The sequence below is a fragment of the Parasphingorhabdus flavimaris genome (assembly GCF_013371215.1).
GTDB classification, from domain to species: domain Bacteria; phylum Pseudomonadota; class Alphaproteobacteria; order Sphingomonadales; family Sphingomonadaceae; genus Parasphingorhabdus; species Parasphingorhabdus flavimaris.
In genome coordinates, this window is the sequence record NZ_JABWMH010000001.1 from 296,240 (window position 1) to 311,985 (window position 15,746).

Annotated in this window: 8 protein-coding genes; all 8 read right to left on the reverse strand. The window is 59.0% G+C overall.

Annotated elements, in window-relative coordinates:
• Positions 1 to 27 precede the first annotated feature (27 nt).
• Complete coding sequence (locus HUO14_RS01465; RefSeq protein WP_176278109.1) at positions 28 to 4,191, reverse strand: hypothetical protein; 4,164 nt, start codon at positions 4,189 to 4,191, stop codon at positions 28 to 30.
• A complete protein-coding gene (locus tag HUO14_RS01470; RefSeq protein WP_425500473.1) occupies positions 4,191 to 5,987 on the reverse strand; it encodes a hypothetical protein in 1,797 nt (598 codons plus the stop codon). The genes HUO14_RS01465 and HUO14_RS01470 overlap by 1 nt, the downstream gene beginning before the upstream one ends.
• A gap of 314 nt (positions 5,988 to 6,301) precedes the next feature.
• Positions 6,302 to 8,296: a heme-binding protein gene (locus HUO14_RS01475; RefSeq protein ID WP_176278110.1), complete on the reverse strand. Its 1,995-nt coding sequence runs from the start codon at positions 8,294 to 8,296 to the stop codon at positions 6,302 to 6,304.
• 11 nt (positions 8,297 to 8,307) lie between these two features.
• On the reverse strand, positions 8,308 to 9,708 hold the full coding sequence (locus HUO14_RS01480; protein ID WP_425500467.1) for a multiheme c-type cytochrome: 1,401 nt from the start codon (positions 9,706 to 9,708) through the stop codon (positions 8,308 to 8,310).
• 268 nt (positions 9,709 to 9,976) lie between these two features.
• Positions 9,977 to 11,416, reverse strand: coding sequence for an aldehyde dehydrogenase family protein (locus HUO14_RS01485; protein ID WP_176278111.1), 1,440 nt, complete (start codon positions 11,414 to 11,416; stop codon positions 9,977 to 9,979).
• Positions 11,417 to 11,427: 11 nt separating this feature from the next.
• Positions 11,428 to 13,074 (reverse strand): acetolactate synthase large subunit, encoded by a 1,647-nt coding sequence (locus HUO14_RS01490; protein WP_176278112.1) that lies wholly within the window; start codon positions 13,072 to 13,074, stop codon positions 11,428 to 11,430.
• A 146-nt stretch (positions 13,075 to 13,220) separates the two neighbouring features.
• A complete protein-coding gene (locus HUO14_RS01495; protein ID WP_176278113.1) occupies positions 13,221 to 14,171 on the reverse strand; it encodes a D-2-hydroxyacid dehydrogenase in 951 nt (316 codons plus the stop codon).
• Between the two features lie 113 nt (positions 14,172 to 14,284).
• Positions 14,285 to 15,736 carry a cysteine--tRNA ligase gene (cysS, locus tag HUO14_RS01500; RefSeq protein WP_176278114.1) on the reverse strand — a complete coding sequence of 484 codons (1,452 nt, stop codon included), beginning with the start codon at positions 15,734 to 15,736 and terminating at the stop codon, positions 14,285 to 14,287.
• Between the last annotated feature and the right edge of the window lie 10 nt (positions 15,737 to 15,746).

The following is a 15,746-nucleotide window of genomic DNA, read 5'->3' on the forward strand; positions in this document are numbered from 1 at the left end:
CTTGGGACTGTCCGGCCCCCGTTCCATTTACGGCCGGGCTAACAAAGGCGGCGCTGATCCGATCCAGTCTGCCAGATCGGGCTCATCCTTGACGAAATAAGGTTCACCCTTGCTGTTCAGGTAGAAGCGTTGCATCTCGCTGCGGGTGAAAGGCCGGGAGCCCAGCCGCCCGAAGACCGCCATCTGTCCGCCGGTCTCGTCCACCGCTCGATCCCGATCAAGACCCTTGGACAGGGCCAGTGCCGGTTTCGGTGTCCGGGCAAAAGCGATCAGTTCCGGCTTCGGTGCAGGAGAAAAACCGTAGAAGTTTTTCTGACTATCCGGCGTAGTCAACTGGACCACCTTCAGCCCGTTGCGTCCATCGGCGACATAGGCAAACAGAGTGGCATTGGTCGATCCGACTATCACATCCTCCGCATCGTTCATCGTGCCGCCGAACGTCTCTTTCATGTAGATCACGGGCGATTCCGGCCGGGTGATATTGGCGATTACCAGTCCTTCATCCTTGGCAGCAATATAGGCATAAGTGCGCGCTAGATAGAGGCGTTGGGCATTGCGCAAAGGGATTGTCCCTGAAGGCACTGCCACCGGATTTTCCATGTCGGTGACGTTGAACAATTTCACGCCCTCGGCATCGGTTACCCAGAGGTAGCGGAACTGCAATGCGGATGCCCGTGCATCGGTCAAGGGCAAGGTGACGACGTGGCGCGGTTCCAGCGGCTTGTCGAGATCGATCAGGGTCAGCCCGGCGTCCGTGGTGATATAGGCATAATGACCGGCCAGCGTGATGTGGCGCGCACCGTCCAATAGACCCCCATCGTTCCAGGTAAGGCTGCGCTTGAAGAAATTGTTGCGGAATTCGCCATCGGCCAATGTGTTGACGTCCACGAGGATCAGGCCTTCTTCGCTATCTGTGATCACCGCATAATTGTAGATCGGGTGAAAGGCCTGCTCTTCGTTAATTTCACGCAATTCCTTGGTGTTGCGCAGCGGAGCAATCGGCTGGTTGGTGGCAAGCGCCATGCAGGTCGCGTTCTTGGTGTCGACATGCGTATCATGACCAAGCGAGGAGAAGGGCGCCTTGACGATCCGTTCCGAGAAGCCCTTGTTGCCGATCGAGGCAACATCATAGGCTCGGAACCCACCTTTGCCCTCTGCCACAAACATATATTCGCCGCGCAGTTGCAGGCAGCGAACCGCGTCGCCGGTCCCCTGAACGACATTCTTGAATTCTTCGAGCGCCTTGGTTTCGCCGGACAGATTCTCGTCGAGCCGTTCGCCGCGGACCCAGTCGATCAGTTCGCGGTCGTTGTCCTCGACATGCATCCGCCAGTAATCGGGATAGGCGTATTTTTGCAGATAGGAGCCGATAACGGCCTGTGGTTCGTCCCACTCGGTTACCCGGACGGCTTCAAAGCCCTTTTCAAGGCCGACCCAGGCGTGGAGGCCGATGAAGTTGACGAAATTAGTTCCCTGCAGCAGCGTCTGCGCCATGATCGCGTTATTGTCATTGGCCTCGCTGACGTGACAATCCGAGCATTGTTTGGTCTCTGTCTTGCGCACGGTGTGCGGGAAATGCGGTGCAAAAGCTTGCGAAGAGAAACCGATACCGGAAATTGGTGGCTGCTGGACGTAGATGCGTTCGCGGTTGATGTTGGTCGAGGACAGGATCAGGGCCGAGGTTGACCGGACCGGAGCGATGATATTGCCCTTGGTTGTCTGGTGACGGCCCAGCTGGAACATCTGGTCGCGGGCCACTTGTGGGTTGTAGGTTGCATAGTTTCGCGTCGTGCCCCCTTCATATTTGTGATTGTCGGCCTGCCAGTTGGCTTCGATCGGCAAGTGGCAGCCACCGCAGCTTGTTGTCCAGCTGAGGTGGCAGGTGAAGCAGACCATATTCTCGTCTTTATGTGCCCGATCGTCTTTTGCAACGCCGCTTCCGAAGGAAAATTTGCCCGTTTCCGCTCCGCTTTTGGACATAAGTTTCGCCCGAGCCGCCTTGACGTTGAAATCGGGATGGGAGCGGTCGACGCTGTCCTTGACCAGGCTGACCCGCCAGCTGAGATCCGGGTCGACGATCGAACGCTGGACCAGCACGCGCTTGCCATTGGGATCTTCGAACCATTCGAAACGGCGCTCGCCATTGGCGTTGCGCAGCAGGCCGAGATTTTTGCCTTTTGGTCGCGCCGCGAGATTACTGGTCATCAGGTTAGGATAAGCGTCGGCAGTGCCGTGGCAGTCCTTGCAGCTGATCTCGACCGCATTGGCAACTTCGCCGTAGATCAACCCGTTGCCGTGACTGTCCTGCGAGAAATGACAATCGGCGCATTGCATGCCGACCTCGGCATGGATGCTCATCATGTGGACAGATTTACCCGGATTCACGCCCGGTTCGACAAATTTTCCTTCACCGTCCTTGCGAAATTTTTCCGGATCGTCATTGGCGACGATATTCTCGGTATCGGTGCTGTAGCTGGCCTGATTGCCCTCGGCGTCGAGCAGATTGCCGTCGCGGTCGCGTTTCAGAACCGCGCGGAAATTCCAGCCATGGCCGTGATAGTCGGCAAATTGCGTGTCCTTGGCGTCGGCGTTGACGTCGTAGACATTGCGCAGGAAATCGATGTCGGCCCACAGGCCCTTGGGCGCTGCGCCTTCCGGATTGCGGTCGAGCACCTTGCGTACTTCTTCGGCATCAGGATATTTCTGCTGCTTGTATTTCTTCTGATATTCCTCGTCGCTCATGCCTTCCGGCTTTGGTGTCTTGTTGTCCGGACCCGGCCACATGTAAGGCGCGTCGGATTCATAGTCCCACATCGTGTAGCCGAGATAGCTGTTCAGAAATATGTTCGGTTGGTGCATGTGGCAGTTCATGCATTGCGCGGTCGGGATGGCACGGGTGAACGCATGCTGGATCGGATGGCCTTTTTCGCGTTTGGCAGGATCGGTATCAACGGCGTGATCATCGCCGTGGCCCGTATCACCGCCGTGGCCGTCCTTTGCACCGTGGGCCGCATCATAGGTGCCGAAGCTGCCAAAGCGATGTTCGCCCTCTTTCAGATTGCGGATCGTCGGATCAACCGTCTGCGTCTGTCCGTCACGGCCAAATTGGGCCCAGATCGAGCTGTGCCGCGGTTCGCGGTCATTGGCATAGACAACGTGGCAGCCGGCACAGCCAGACTGGCGATAGTCGCCAGGCTGGTCATTGGTGCCCATGAACCACATGAAGGGATCGTTGAGCCGGGTCTTGTGGATATTGAGAACCGGGATGGCGACGCGCAGGCCGGTGCCGGGGCCGCGATTGGATTGCTTGAGGTCAGGCCTTCCGGGCTCTTCCAGCCGCTGGATGATGCCGCCGATATTGGGCAGTCCGATCTCCGGGAACTGGGTGTTGATGTTGCGGCCACCGCGCTCGAAAACCCGGAAGATGTCGCCTGGCGGGACGGTGTGCCAGGTCGGCAATGGATAGAGGATCGGCAGCGCGCCGCGTTTCTTTTCTGCCTCGGTTACGGTGCCGTGCGGATTGCCGGGTGATTTGATCGTCGCCGGCTCGCCCTTGCGGGTATAAGCCTCGCCGAATATATAATTTTTGAAGGGCACGATGCCGTTATTATAAGCGGCTCCGCCCCATAGCATCGCGCCGGTTGCCATCAGCGACCGTTCCGAGGCCTCGATGATTTCCATATGGCAGGCACCACAGGATTCGCGCGCAACGCGATAGTCCGACGGATTGACGAAACGCACGAATTCGGGCGATTCCTTGTTGAGCAGGCCATAGCTGCGCTTGGGATTGGCAGAAGAGGGCCAGTGCCAGCTTTCCGGATATTTCGGCAGGACGTGCGCCTTGGTCAGTGCGTCCATATAGGCGAGGCTGTTCTTGCCCCATTTGTTGTCGCCCATGACCGAGGCATCGCCGCCGTGGCAGTCGACACAGCCGAGCACCACAGCAGGGGTCTCGTGCATGGTCTTCTGGTCGCTGTCGGTGTGACAGCTCTGGCAGCCGCTGCTCTTGGCCTGCGCCTCGTCCCAGGTCTGGTTCTGCGGGGCAGGGGGCGTGAAGCTGTAGTCGACCTTTTGCGCTTTTTCCTTGCCTGCGGCGAGCAGCAGCGAGGCAGGGGTGACGGTCAGCGCCAACGCGCCCAGTCCCGCGAGGATAAATTTGCTATTACCGGTCAGGAGGTTCCGCCAGCGCATCAGAAGGCCAATATCGCGTTGAGCAGAATGGAATAATGGAAGTCGCGCTTGTCGGTCTGGTCAAACAAATCCTTGAATCCTTTTCCGGGTATCAAAGCAGCGCCCGAGAGGCGGAATACCATATTCTGCGTGGCTTTCGGGCGGTAAATGGCGGCTAGTGACAGGTCCCAGCCGATGTCTCTGGGAATCGAGCCCTCGACGCGCAGCGCTTCGAGACTTTCGGTCTTGTGGAACCAGAGATGGTTGGCATTGCCGGACAGCCGGAAATCGGGCGTCAGATCGGCGTCGACGCCAACGCCAGCCAATATCGTGCCGGGATTGTTGAAATTGCTCTGGCCCTGTTCCTTGGAAGAGCGCAGGCTGTTGAGAATGCCGTTACGTCCATTGATCGAGATCACCCGACCACCGCCGGCGAACGGGATGGTCTGGCGGATCCAGTAGCTGGTATCGGCCCCGGCAAAAATCGGATTCTCGAAAATCGCGTCAAAGCCGGCTTCGGTGTTGTTGTAAGGATTGCCGTCGCCACTGGCGAACAGGCCGGAGGCGCGGAAACGCAGGAAGTCGACGTCGTAGCTGGCTTCCACTGCACCAAAATAGGCGGCGATATTGGCCGGCTCGCTGGTAAAGAAGCTGTTCCGGTCCTCGCCAAAGGCGCCGTAAACCTGACCGGTGAGATTGATCCGTCCGATCCGTCCGTCAAAGGCATAGCCCGGATAGACGACATCATAGGCCCGGCCCCTGAGGTCGCCGAGCAGGGCAGGGCGGACCGGAAAGCCGTTGTCGTCAATCTCGACGTCGGACTTTTCGCGGTTCATATTATAGGTCACGCTGAACTGGCTGGTCAGGCCGACAAAGGGCAGATCCTGCCGGTAGAGATTGGCGAAGAAAATATAGCTTTCGCGCGGGGTCTGGGTGATATCGTTGAGGCCGGAATTGGTGTCCTTCTCGAGCTGGACAAAGGCCCCCAGATTATACTGGATCCGGTTGTTGTCACGGGTGCCGAACAGGCGGAAACCGAGCTGGTTGTCCTGGAACAGAAAACCGCGAAAATCCGCCTGCATCGGCTGGATGCCGATGCGGAAACTGTCGAAGTCATAGCGCGCCGACGTGTTGCGGATGTGATAGTCGAAAAACGCCTCCTGCACGCCGACAAACCAGTCGGTGCGATGCGAGGATTTGGACGGTTCGACAAACAGCACGCGGCGTTCCGGGACATTCACATGATTGACCTGGGTCGCCAGCGTCAGGCGATATTCCACGTCGGGCGGCTTATAGGCGGTAGAGCCCTTGATCAGGGCAAAACCGGTGATGAAGGTCTGGGCATAGACCTCCGAGCCGGAGCGGCCGAAGACGTCGATGCTGTTCGGTCGTTCGGTGGTCTGGACGCCAACCGGAATGGGAAAGCTGCGTGGCTCGATCACCGTGTCCGAAATTGCATTGGCGACGAAAAACCAGTCGTCGCCCTTGAGAAAGCCCGGTTTCTTGTCAGCCGGGATCGGCTTGTCGCCCTTGAGCACGTTCTGGTTATAGGGATTGAGCGTGCTGTGGCAGTTGTTCCGCAGGGCGCCGAACAAGGTGTAAATCGCCTGGTCGCCACCCTTGGCCGGGCAGAGGCTTTGCATGATCCGCCATCGGTCGGGAACCGGGAATTCGTCGGTCGGAAAAGCTTCCGGTGGCGGGGCGTTGACGGCGCCGGGGTTGTTCTGGGTCACTCGATCCGGCAACTCTTTCTGGACACCCGGGCGGCGGCGGCCATCGATCAGGGCATCATCGGCAGCGAGACCGTCAAAGTCCATTTCCAGCTGATCGGGGGTTCCGGATTGCTCCAAAATGGAAGAATTGGAAGCATCTTTCGGAGTCGACGGCCCGGACGCAGAGGCCTCTCCAAATTCCGCCTCTTCTTCGTCGGGATCGGGGCCACCCATGGCCAATTGTGTACCAAAAGCGTCAGATTCTGTTCTTATCCAGTCAAATCGTTCCCCTGCGAGCAGAGCGGTCAGGGAGGATTCCATCTGCTCGACCGAGGCGCGCTGGGTCTCCATCTGTTCGGCCTGGCCGGACAGGACCGCCATGATCGGGACAAAGGAGGCAGAAAGTCCGGTCATCGGTTCTACAGACCCTCGCAGACATTTTGTGCGTCGGTGTCGAGAAATGGCGCGAACGGACAACTGACGTAACGCAACCGGACATTGGCATTGCCGAGATCGACCACGATATTGTCGGCCCGTATCGCCTTTGGCGCATTGCCGATACTGCCAACACGCTGTCCGGCGTTGTGCAGTCCCAGAAAGCTGATCATGTCATCCTGATCGATACCGTCACCGGAAACACCAAGACCGCCGATCAATTGATTGCCGCGATAAATTGGTACGCTGCCTGGAAATATCTGGATGCCGTTTTCCAACCGGTTCTGTCCTGGCACCGCGTCGGGCGTGTTGGTGCACCGCATGGGCGTGTCCATCGGGGCCGCGCCGGTAACAAAGGCGAGATGCTGTCCGAGATTGGGAAAGATCAATGCTGCCTGCAGCCCGGTTGCAAAGGGGTTGAAATCTTCAATCGGGCGCGACAACGGCCCGTGGGGTCGACCCAGTTCGCCATCCGGGAAATAGGGGCGGGAGAGATTGCCGCCAGAGCGGTCGGCAAAGGCGACCGTGCCGGTAAGGGCATTGGGATCATTCAGAAAAGTCCGGACCCGTCCTACAAATGCGGCGACATCCGTATCGGGATTGCCGAGCAGGTCGGATGCGGCGACGCTATTGGAAAAAAAGGATGCTGTCCGCGCTTTTTGCAGGGATACGTCGGTCCCGAATATCGGCGCATCGGGCGACCGGACTATGCCCAGTATCTCGCCGTGGGTATCGACGATCGAGATGGATACTTGCGCGCGGCTGTCGAGCGGTTGCCGGATTTGCGCGCGCGCACGCGACATGATGATGAACGCTTCTTCCAGTATCGCGCGGGTCTCGGCGGCGGTCAGTGGCGTCGTTACGCTCGCGCCGTCGGTTGCGCCGCGAATCGGGAAGCGATTGGTGCCCGCGCCATCGGACAAGACGAATGCGTCGCGGTTCTTGAATTCCGTCGCGGTGGAGGAGCGAATGCCGGATGCCTCGGTGCCATAAGCCGAGCCGGCGATGATAACATTGGCAGCATAGCCTTTCACCGCAATCAAATTGCCGGCAGTGCCGCTAATCGCCGCATAATTGCTTTGCAGAGGCGCGAGGTCGCTGACCACAACATCGCTGAATCGAAGCTGTGTTCCATCTACCGAAATCCGGTTGGCGGTCACCGCGGCCGGTGGTGCAAACCCCTGAATCCCCGCCAGCGCAATCGCTTCCTCGTCATCGTCATCGATATCGAGAATATTTGGGTCAAAGCCATAGTCACCGTCACCCATCACGCCGATGGCACCGACAACAACGCCGTTTTTGTAAAGGGGCAAGCCGCCGGGATCGGCAGACAGGCCGAGAGGAGAGCGTTTGGGCCCGATCAGCGCCGCCGTGCCGACGTTACCAAATCTCTGGTTGAAATCGGAGCAGGGCAACTGGCTGAACTGCACGCCGAACAAGGGGCCGCTTTCCAGGCCCGCCGTGGTCGGAGCTGGCGGAAAATGTTCCTGGACGATCTGGCTCGCCGTCCGGCTGGAAAAGGCATTGCCGGCGCTCGACAGATAGGCGCCGGTCACCGCTTTTGCGATGGCGCCTGCGGCGGCTGGCACCTCGACGCCCTGGACATCGACCAGAGGATTGTTGATGGCACCCAGTGCAGTGCGTGCGCTGGTGGTCGCGGTCGGCCTTGCGCCGTTCATTTCAAACACCGCCAGCACGTTGCCGACCCTGTCCGTCACCGCGATTACGGAGGGCAGGTTGCGGGCGGTGGCTTCGCCGACGGCCTGCGCAATGATGGTCTGCACGTCTGTAACGGTGAGCGATTCCTGTGCGGGGGCCGTATAAGCGCCGCCATTGCCGTCAACCGGGGACGGGGTGGGTGTCGGGGATGGCGAGGGCGACGGTGTGCCGCCGAAATCATTGCTGCCGCCATCACCACCGCAAGATGTCAGCAGCAGTGCTGCGGCAGAAATTGCAGAGGTCAGAAAGGTCTTGCGCATCACCAAATCCTCTAGCGCAGCGACCGGATCGTGCGCACGGCGCTACCCAATGCGCGGCGATATTTCAGCGGTTCATAGCTATTGGGTTCATCGACAGCGGCATAAGCGATGTTGATCTGGCCGCGCAGGCTGGCGGCGGCGGATTCGCTGACCTGGCCGCTGTTGACCAGTCCGTTGAGCAAAGTGTCCACGGCCATGACCGCCTGTACGCTGCCTTCATAGTCGGTGAAACGCGGCGATATGGCCTGACCGGCGATGGTTTCCATGATCTGGAACGTCTGATCGCGACCGAAGCTGGCGCGGGAGAAACGGTCCGCGAGCTGGCCGGCATATTGCCGCAATCTGGCCGCCTCCTGTACGGCGGGTTCCCGGCCTTGCGCCATTGCTGCGTGGAAGGCTTTAGACCGGGCGTCGAAATCAGCAGCAATGTCTGGCGCGGCGACTTTGATCGCGGCGCTGAGCATGATCATATTTTCATCATTATAGGGCGGCATGCCTTCGGGAATCGGGCGGCCGGGATTGTTGACCGACGTCGGGCGGGCCGACGGGTCATCATAAATCCGGCGGTGACAGCTGTGGCAGTCGTAGAAATAGAATTCGGGGAAAATGCCCTCGGTGGCGATTGCCGGTTTGGTGAACAGGTTGAGCGAGCGTTCGAGCGCCATCGCCTGACCTACCGCCCAGAACTGGACGCTGTTGGTCCGGCCCTTGCGGCGGATATAGTCGACATCCTCGTCATGATGTTGTTGCAGGGTGGAGAAGAGGTCCATCTCGAAGGAAATGCGCGGATGACCGGCAGCCATGATCTTGTGATCGACAAACTGGCCTTTTTTGGCGCTGCCGAAATGACAGTCGAGACAGACGCTGGCGCGGGCCTTGGGATTGTCGAGCGGGATCAGGCCCCGGGCAACATTGCGGGCGTGGCTGGCGCCGACCGCATAATGGCTTGAAATCCAGCCGGATGATGCACCGTGGCAGGATTCGCACCCGACGCCGTCATTGGTCTGGAAGCGCGGGCCCTTGCGCGCCGCGTCGGTGGTGTGGCAACCGAGGCATTCGGAGGCGGATGCCGCATCCTTGAGGCCGAGACGCTTGGCAATCGCAATGCTGCGTGGTTCGCGGAGGACGCGGAAAGCGCGGCTGTGGGCGCCACCGGGGGTCGACTCTTCCTGCCAGCGCATGATCTCGTCCTGCCGGACAATCGCGCCATCGGCTTCCTGTCGTCCGTGGCAAGTGGTGGCACCGCAAGAAGCCACACCGAGGTAGGTGCCACTGGCAAGGTCGGTGGCTGCTTCAACCGGGGCAGTGCTGGCCATGGTCGAGACGAACAAGGCCGCTCCGACCAGTGACGAGCAGAAAAGGCTAGCGGCCAGTACCGGCCAGCTAGGTATTCCTGATATTATCTTCCCCATTTGCATCGTTGCGCATTCCGGTTTTTAAACCGGTCTCCTCATCCAGCACGACGCGACCCTTGCCGTTTCCCCATAACGAGCATGATACCTATCCCCCAATCCATGCTCAATGCAAACAAAAATGCCCGATTTCTTTTATTTTTTAGAGCCTTGTGGATGCCGGGCAGGGACGACGGAATAGCGATGCGACCGGCGGGCAACGGTCATCGGTGCAAGCGCACTGGCGCGCCGGAAGCAAATCTTCCCGGGCGCGGGATGTTCCGAGCGACTAGCCCGGCTTGCGCCGGATCACCAGATTGCGGATTTCGGTCATGTCTTCCATCGCGAATCTGATGCCCTCGCGGCCCAGGCCGCTGTCCTTGACGCCACCATAAGGCATGTTGTCGACGCGATAGGATGGCACGTCGTTGATCACGACGCCGCCGACATCAAGCCGGTCCCACGCATCCAGCGTCTTGAAAATATCGCGGGTGAAGATGCCGGCCTGCAGCCCGAACTTGCTGTCGTTGACCTCGTCCAAGGCGGCGCCGAAATCGCTGAATTTGGAGAGCAGGGCGAGCGGACCGAAGGCTTCCTCGCGATAGGCGTCGGCGCTGGTGTCGACATTTTCCAAGAGCGTCGCCTCCAGCATGTTGCCCTTGCGATTGCCGCCACATAGCAAAGTCGCTCCACCGGCGACGGCGCTCTCGATCCAGCCGTGCAGGCGGCTGGCTTCGCCTTCGGAAATCATCGGGCCGATAAATGTGTCGCGATTCTTCGGATCCCCGGAGACCAGCGTCCTGGTCCTGGCGACCAGCATGTCCCTGAAAGTGTCGTAGATTTTTTCGTGGATGATGATCCGCTGGACGCCGATGCAGCTCTGGCCCGACTGGTAGAAGGCGCCAAAGACAATCCGTTCGAGCGCGTCGTCAAGATCGGCGTCATGATCGACCACCACGGCGGCATTGCCGCCCAGTTCCAGTATCACCGGCTTTTTGCCGGCCTTGGCTTTCAGATCCCAGCCGACACCGGGCGAGCCGGTAAAGGAGAGCAGCTTCAGCCGCTCGTCGGTGGTGAATAGATCGGCGCCGTCCCGGCTCGCGGGCAAAATCGAGAAGGCGCCTTTCGGCAGATCGGTTTCTGCCAGTACCTCGCCCATGATGATCGCACCCAGCGGTGTCTTGCTGGCCGGTTTCATCACGAACGGACAGCCCGCGGCAATCGCCGGAGCGACTTTATGGGCAGCGAGGTTGAGCGGGAAATTGAACGGGGAAATGAAGCTGCATGGCCCGATCGGCACGCGTTTCCACATGCCCATATAGCCCTTGGCACGCGCCGAGATATCGAGCGGCTGCACTTCGCCGTAGTTGCGGACGGATTCTTCTGCAGCGATCCGGAATGTATCGATCAGTCGTCCGACTTCGCCTTCCGCATCCTTGATCGGTTTGCCCGCTTCGACGCACAGCGAATAGGCGAGCTCGTCATAGCGTTCCTTGAACCGGTCGACGCAATGCTGCAGCACGTTCTGCCGCTCGTAACTGGCCATCGCGGCCATCGGTTCCGTGGCAGATACCGCCCCCGCGATCGCTTCGTCAATGACATCGGGTGTCGCCAACGCCGTCCGGAAAGCCACTTCATTGGTATATTTGTCGGTGACTTCCAGGTCGGTATTGGGCTGCACCGCTTCATTGTTGAGATAGAGCGGATAGACGTCTTTCAATTTGGTCATAAATGTCTCGTTCAAACCTTCGCGCTGAGTTCCTTGATCTCGTTGTTCAAAATGCGATCATTGTCGGAATAGTCGACCGGGACCTCGATCAGATGCACGCCTTCGCTGTTCAGGCATTTGTCGATCGTTTCCTGAAGATCTTTCGCGCTGGTGATCCGGTAGCCATTGGCACCATAAGCCTCTGCATATTTGACAAAATCGGGGTTTCCATAAGTCAGGCCCCAATCCTTGAAGCCCATATTCGCCTGTTTCCAACGGATCATGCCGTAGCTGTTGTCGTTGAGAACCAGCACGGTGATGTTGAGCTTTAACCGTACAGCGGTTTCCATTTCCTGGCTGTTCATCATGAAGCCGCCGTCGCCGCAGATCGCCATGACCTTGCGGTCGGGGTAGACCATCGCCGATGCCATGGCCGATGGCAGTCCGGCGCCCATCGTCGCCAGCGCATTGTCGAGCAATACGGTATTCGCCTGGCGCGCCTTGTAATTGCGGGCGAACCAGATTTTATAGACGCCATTGTCGAGGCAGATGATTCCGTCAGCCGGCATCGCTTCGCGGACGACCTTGACGAGATGCGGTGGATAGATCGGGCAACGGACATCGTCGTCCATCGAATCCGTATGCTCTTCCTCGGCCCGGCGCGCCTTGTACATCGCGTCGAAATTCCAGCTGCCGGACGGAACAATATCTTCCTTCATCTGCCAGATCGCGTTGCCGATATCGCCGATCACCTCGATCTGCGGGAAATAGACCGGATCCACTTCGGCGCTGTTCATCGAGACGTGGATGACTTCGGTGCTGCCGGTGGCCATGAAGAAGGGCGGCTTTTCGATCACGTCATGGCCGACATTGATGATCAGGTCGGCGGATTCGATCGCGCGGTGGACAAAGTCGTTTGCCGACAGCGCCGCGCAGCCCATGAATTCCTTGTGGGTTTCATCGACCACGCCCTTGCCGAGCTGGGTGGTGACGAAGGGAATACCGGTCTTCTCGATAAATTGCGTCAGCATGCGCCCGGTCGTGGTCCGGTTGGCGCCGCCGCCGACGACGATGATCGGGGATTTGGCGTTTTCGATTTTCTTGGTCGCGGCGCGCACGGCCTTGGCTTCGGCGATGGGCCGCCGGGCGAGGCTGGGAGTGATCGGCGTCGAATCCGTGTCTTCGTCGGCGATATCCTCGGGAAATTCGATATGGGTCGCGCCGGGCTTTTCTTCTTCAGCCAGCCGGATCGCTTCGCGCACGCGGCTCGGGATATTGTCGGCCGACGCAAGTTGATGGGTGAATTTGGTGATCGGGCCCATCATGTCGACGACGTCGAGAATCTGGAAACGACCCTGTTTGGATTTCTTGATCGGCTTTTGCCCGGTGACCATCAGGATCGGCATTCCGCCCAATTGCGCATAGGCCGCTGCCGTCACCAGATTGGTCGCGCCGGGTCCGAGCGTTGCCATGCAGACGCCGGTCTTGCCGGTATGGCGGCCGTAGGTTGCAGCCATGAAACCGGCGCCCTGTTCGTGCCGGGTGAGAATGAGTTTGATTTTCTTGGAGCGCGACAGGCTGTCGAGCATGTCGAGATTTTCTTCGCCGGGAACGCCGAACAGATATTCAACGCCTTCGTTCTCGAGACATTCTACGAACAGATCGGATGCTTTGGTCATGTGGGTCCTTCCCTGGCCGCGATGACCAGCTGGTGTGCGAGTAAATGGCAACGACCCCAATGACCCTCAATCCCCCTCAGGAACGAGACTCACTCTACCCCTATGTAACTGGATGGTAAGTTAAAAAACTCGGGAAGTCACCCCCTTCAATATCCCCGGTCGAAGTCGGCGACAGCGATCATCTCTTCGCCATTCCGGTAGCGTTCCAGATTTTTGACAAACCGGGCTGCGGCACGCTGGAACATCAGGGTTTGTGCCTGACCGGACAAATGCATGGTGATGATGCAATTGGGCGCGTCCCAAAGCTGGTGGTCCGACGGCAGGGGCTCGGGATCGGCAACGTCGAGAGCGGCGCCGCCGATGGTCTTGTCGTTCAGCGCCGTGATCAGCGCGTCCTGATCGACCAGCGAGCCGCGCGCGATATTGACCAGCCAGGCGGAGGATTTCATCGCGGCAAATTCATCCGCGCCGAACATATGCTTCGTGTCGCTGGTCGCCGGAGCGGACACAAAGACCCAGTCAAATTCTCCGAGCCGGTCGCGCCACTCGTCAAGGCCGATGACATTGGGCTCGCCGGTCGCGGTCCGGCGTACAGCGGTAATCTCGACATCAAATCCGGACAGCTTTTTCGCAATCTGCTGGCCGATACCGCCAAAGCCGATGATCAGCGCCTTGCTGCCGTCGATCTCGGTTGTTCCCGGTGGTAGTTCGAGCCAGTTATGCTGCCGCTGGTTGTCGTTGATAATATCGCTGCGCTTGGCGGCGGCGAGCATCATCATGATCGCGAATTCCGCGATCGGGGCGCTGTTCAGACCGGCGCCATTGGTCAGGATCGTGCCCTGGGACTTGAGCTGCTCGAGCGGAAAATGCTCGACGCCGGCGTAGATGCTGTTGAGCCATTTGAGATTGGTTGCGGTTGCAATAATCTCGCCCATCTTGTCCTTGTCATACATGTCGAACCAGCCGATCTCGACATGCGGCGCGATCGCCATCGCTTCTTCGGTGCTGGTGAACCAGGTCACGTCAAGATCGCCGCAATGCGGTTCGACAAGCGGGCGAACAAGAGAGGCCATCGCGGCTTTCGGCTTGGTGGTCATCGCATCATTCTCCTAAAAATCGCCGTTCCCTTTTTGACGGGAATCAGTCCTTGTTTTCAACTATTACGCAACCGGTTTCCCTGCTTGGTGTCGGGATAACAGGGGACGAAAATCTAGCCGTCTATCTTCCATTCCCAGCGCAGCGGGTCGCCGTCCATCAGGTCCACGCCCTGCGCGATAAGGTCATCACGGATGCTATCGGCGGTGGCGAAATCCTTTTCTGCTTTTGCCTGCTGACGCTGGTCGAGCTGTGTTTCGATCTCGGTTTCTTCCAGCTTTGCATCAATGGGCCGGACGCGCAATTGATCGCGTTTCAAGGTCGCGAGCTCAAGTCCCAGAACCGAGTCCATTTCGGATAATAGCGTGAGCCTTTGACCTGCCGGCAGTTTCTTGAGCGAGAGCAGCTCTTCGAGCAGCGGCAGGCCTTTCGAACTGTTCAGATCCTCGCTCAGCGCAGCATCAAATTTGTCGCGCAATTGCATGAGCGCAGGATGGTCTATCGGCGCTGTCTGTCCGTCCGCTTTCTCCTGCAGCCGTTCGACGCCTATCACGATTCGCTTCAGCCGGGTCAGCGCCGCGACCAGATTTTCCCAACTGAATTCCAGCTCGCTGCGATAATGGGCCTGCAGGCACATCAGGCGATAGGCGAGGGGGTGGAAGCCCTTGTCGATCAGCAGCTGCACCCGCAGAAAATCGCCCGAGGACTTGGACATTTTTCCGGTCCGGTCGATCAGGAAATTATTGTGCATCCAGATTTTCGCGCCGCTGTGATCGGAGCAACTGTGCGCCTGGTTCTGCGCAATCTCGTTGGGATGGTGGATCTCGCGATGGTCGATCCCGCCGGTGTGGATGTCGAACGGCAGGCCGAGCAGGGCTTCCGACATCACCGAACATTCCAGATGCCAGCCCGGCGCGCCCTTGCCCCAGGGGCTGTCCCATTCCATCTGGCGGTTCTCGCCCGGGGGTGTCTTGCGCCAGATCGCGAAATCGGCGGCGTTGCGCTTGCCCTCGACCGTGTCGATCCGGCCCTCGCCGTCATCGGTCGATGCGCGGGCCAGCGTGCCGTAATTTGCAACGGTCGAGACATCGAAATAGAGGCCGCTTTCCAGTTCGTAGCAATGTTTGTCGGCGATGCCTTTTGCATATTCGATCATCGCCGGGACATAGTCGGTGGCGATAGACCAGTGGGCCGGCTGCCGGATATTCAGCGCCTTGATATCCTGCCAATAGGCCTCGGTATAATGTTTCGCGATATCCCAGATCGACTGGGCTTTTTCCGCCGCCATTTTCTCGAGCTTGTCTTCGCCTTCGTCCGCGTCGTCGGTCAGGTGGCCGACATCGGTGATATTGATGACATGGGTGAGCCTATAACCCTTCCAGCTGAGCGTCCGCCCCAGCAGATCGGCAAAAACATAGGCCCGCATATTGCCGATATGGGGATAGTTATAGACCGTCGGTCCGCAGGTATAGACGCGCGCTTCATCCGCATGCACGGGGACGAACTCTTCCATCTGGCGAGTCAGGCTGTTGAACAGCTTCAGCGGGTGCGCGGCAGTGTCAGTCATCATCCATCGC

Bases quoted from the DNA above. Each gene is read 5' to 3' on its own strand.
- HUO14_RS01465 (WP_176278109.1), bottom strand. From the start codon at position 4,191: ATGCGCTGGCGGAACCTCCTGACCGGTAATAGCAAATTTATCCTCGCG.
- HUO14_RS01470 (WP_425500473.1), bottom strand. From the start codon at position 5,987: ATGGACTTTGACGGTCTCGCTGCCGATGATGCCCTGATCGATGGCCGC.
- HUO14_RS01475 (WP_176278110.1), bottom strand. From the start codon at position 8,296: ATGCGCAAGACCTTTCTGACCTCTGCAATTTCTGCCGCAGCACTGCTG.
- HUO14_RS01480 (WP_425500467.1), bottom strand. From the start codon at position 9,708: ATGGGGAAGATAATATCAGGAATACCTAGCTGGCCGGTACTGGCCGCT.
- HUO14_RS01485 (WP_176278111.1), bottom strand. From the start codon at position 11,416: ATGACCAAATTGAAAGACGTCTATCCGCTCTATCTCAACAATGAAGCG.
- HUO14_RS01490 (WP_176278112.1), bottom strand. From the start codon at position 13,074: ATGACCAAAGCATCCGATCTGTTCGTAGAATGTCTCGAGAACGAAGGC.
- HUO14_RS01495 (WP_176278113.1), bottom strand. From the start codon at position 14,171: ATGACCACCAAGCCGAAAGCCGCGATGGCCTCTCTTGTTCGCCCGCTT.
- cysS (WP_176278114.1), bottom strand. From the start codon at position 15,736: ATGACTGACACTGCCGCGCACCCGCTGAAGCTGTTCAACAGCCTGACT.